Source organism: Candidatus Dependentiae bacterium, assembly GCA_018266175.1.
Lineage (GTDB): Bacteria > Babelota > Babeliae > Babelales > RVW-14 > JAFEAY01.
Genome location: JAFEAY010000008.1, coordinates 1 through 2853, shown reverse-complemented (window position 1 = coordinate 2853; position 2853 = coordinate 1). Strand labels below are relative to the sequence as shown.

Sequence of the window (2853 nt, the reverse complement as noted above, 5' to 3'; positions counted from 1 at the left end):
TTCAAGCGGTTGTCTCCATGTCGGATTTTAAGGCCTTATTGTAAACCTTCCACCATACCAAATACTTTCCGTCATAAAAAGTTCTACGTCATAAAAACTTTAGTGTCTTAAGAACTGCTTGAGATAATAATTTATTTCGTTTCAATAAAAGTCCAATTCTGCCAAAAAGAGAGCTAAGGTTTTTCAGATTACTACTGAAATAGAAAAGAGGTTCAAGCCATAGCGTATAACGGTTTCGGGCTTTGCGTTCGGGCGGGTTTAGGAGCACAAAGTTTCAATTTATTACTAAAGTTCGTTTGAAAAGCTGCCGTTGAATTTTGTACTTCTGCCCGCCTGACGCAAAACCCGTGTTATGGGCTGCCTTTCTTGTCATTTCTCGTCTATTTTAATTAATTCGTCAAAGTTAAATTTATAAATGTCGGTGTCTGAATAAATGTAAACTGAGTTTTTGTCGTAAGTGAAATCAAAAATTCTGGGCAAACAATTTTCACTTATTTGATTGCCGTCTTTGAATATAAGAACGCTATTTAGTTGATTGTTAGTTTGTCGAATGTTTTTATACCACTCTTGTAAAACAATTTTGTAACCCTTGTAATTGTCGGCAACCGTGAATTGTGAGGTCTTAGTGCTAAAAAAAAGTCCACCTTCTTTTGTCTCTCCAACTACCCATAAATATTTATTTTCAGCCGTCTTTGGGACGAAATCAAAAACCGTGTCGTATACAAGTCCGGTAAATTTGTCTATTACGAAATGTCCACTGTCCTTAACGTATTGAATGTTTCCAATGCCGTCTGGATTGTCTTTGTAGTATATTTCACTTGCAATTAAACGATCATTGTCCATATTGATAATGTCGAAGCCTTTGTTAGAAACTTTCCATTCGTATTTTAAAGTCAATTCACATTCCTTGCATTCGGAGCAACACGAAGTCAATAAAATTGTCGTTGCGAAAATTGTCAATATGCTGATAATGTTCTTCAAGTCAAGTCGTCTATTACAGTTTTGTTGTCGTCAGTTAAGGTTGCCCATAACGTTGAAGCATTGCTGTCAGGTGTGGAATTGGCAGCAATGCAGGTGAGTAAAGATAAGCAGATGCCCTGTTATTCGTCCAGCCGCATAGCATTACTTCAGCCACACTTGCAGCAATGCACTGTTGGCGGTTCGTGCTTTTGTGTCAGAGGTTGACAGATAATCTTAGGTGTCCGCCGAAACCTTCTCTCACTATGCGCTGCAGGGTGGAAAGACGAATGTCACTTGCGTCGTTCTCTATGCGGGAAATATAATTTTTTGTCGTGCCGCATTTTTCAGCAAGCTGCGCTTGGGTCATGTTTCGTTCTTTGCGAAGTTCCTGCAACACCACGCCAAGTTTGAAGGTTTCATAACCTTCCTCAAACTTGTCACGCCTCTTTGTCCCACGTTTACCGTACTCCTTGTCTATGAACTCGTCAAGGTCAACGAGCTTGTTTTTTCTTGTCGTCATAATACTGCTTTTTAAGTTTTTTCGCTCTTTCGAGTTCGTCTGTCGGCGTCTTCTGAGTTTTCTTCTGAAAACCGTTCAGAAGTATCACCAATTGCCCATCATCGAAGAAGCAGAAAATTCTAAAGATGTTACTTCCTGAACCCACTCTGATTTCATAAAGTCCTTCAGTGCCTTCCAAGTGCTTGAGGTACTGTTCAGGAACTCTCTGAATGTCACGAATGAGGCGGATGGTCCAAAGGATACGCTCCTTTACTTTTTGGGTTTGTTTGTTGTAAAACTCCCAAAAGTCGTCACCATAAACCTTCAAACTGCGTACTTGTCCTTTGAAATCGTCCACAAAGCAAAGTTACCTAATTAGGTAATGTCTGCCAAATATCTGAAAGGAGGAATGTGCCTATGAGGGTTTTGAGCATGACCGCCAACGTTAAAGCATTGGCGATGTGGCGGTATTCATGTTCCGTCTGCCCGGTGCCGCTGCTGATTAAAGATACTAAAGCTCATTGTTTATTCTGTTGCTCGGCGTTATTCGGCTGCCGAAACTGAACCTGATTAGCGAACAGAAAGCTGAGAATATGTTCGTAACCCCGCCATATTGCCAATGCAATGTTACCGGCTGTATTTTTCTGGATTATTCATCATGTCAACCAAATCGCTTTTGCTTTTACCGATCAGAGATTGGATATACTTTTTCTCAACATTGTCAAAATTTGGGTCGTCCGGCTGGTTGTCGTAAAGAGCTTTAAGAATTTTGTTTGCTTTTGCTGGGTCACCCAACATTATTAAAGCAATTGCCTGATTTGTGGTTAGCATAACATAGTCTCTATTCGCTTTAGTCATTGTGTCAAGCACCAAATTACAAATTGTTAAACCTTTTGTGAAATACGTCTCAGCGTTTGTCGTGTCGCCAAGTTGTGTATAGAGCATGCCGCTTCTTAGATATAGGTCATGTGCGTTTGGTCGTAGCTGAATAAGTTTATTATTTGTCAATAAGGCTTTGTCATACTGTTTTAGCTGATAGTAAAACATTAATTTGTTTGAATAGCCAAGGAAATAGCTGCTGTCTATTTCAGTCGCTTTGTCAAGAAGAGAAATTGCTTTGTTTGAACTGTCGGGATTGTCAATATAAGGAACCAATGTCATTGCTTGTTTGTTGAGTTGAACAGCCGCAGGGTCAACTTTGTGCTTCGCAGGTTTTTGTCCGCAAGCATAAAGTGTGATTAATAAAAATATCGCTATGAATTTTAGGGTCGTCATAATATAGCCGGTAACGTCTTCGTATTAGCGAAGGTGGGGATTTGAAATTCGTCTGTTTCATAATAGCACTGCCGCTAATTAGAATTACAATGCCCAATTTACCACTTCTGCCCCACTTT

The 2853-nt window shown here is 39.8% G+C and carries 4 protein-coding genes; all 4 read right to left on the bottom strand.

Annotated elements, in window-relative coordinates:
• Positions 1 to 369: 369 nt before the first annotated feature.
• The 4 genes from JST56_02165 to JST56_02150 all read right to left on the bottom strand — a co-directional run bounded on the left by JST56_02165 (position 370) and on the right by JST56_02150 (position 2734).
• A complete protein-coding gene (locus tag JST56_02165) occupies positions 370 to 897 on the bottom strand; it encodes a hypothetical protein (GenBank protein ID MBS1987774.1) in 528 nt (175 codons plus the stop codon).
• A gap of 277 nt (positions 898 to 1174) precedes the next feature.
• On the bottom strand, positions 1175 to 1480 hold the full coding sequence (locus JST56_02160) for a helix-turn-helix transcriptional regulator (protein MBS1987773.1): 306 nt from the start codon (positions 1478 to 1480) through the stop codon (positions 1175 to 1177).
• Positions 1452 to 1817: a type II toxin-antitoxin system RelE/ParE family toxin gene (locus JST56_02155; protein MBS1987772.1), complete on the bottom strand. Its 366-nt coding sequence runs from the start codon at positions 1815 to 1817 to the stop codon at positions 1452 to 1454. The genes JST56_02160 and JST56_02155 overlap by 29 nt, the downstream gene beginning before the upstream one ends.
• 269 nt (positions 1818 to 2086) lie before the next feature.
• Positions 2087 to 2734 carry a hypothetical protein gene (locus JST56_02150; protein MBS1987771.1) on the bottom strand — a complete coding sequence of 216 codons (648 nt, stop codon included), beginning with the start codon at positions 2732 to 2734 and terminating at the stop codon, positions 2087 to 2089.
• Positions 2735 to 2853: the final 119 nt, after the last annotated feature.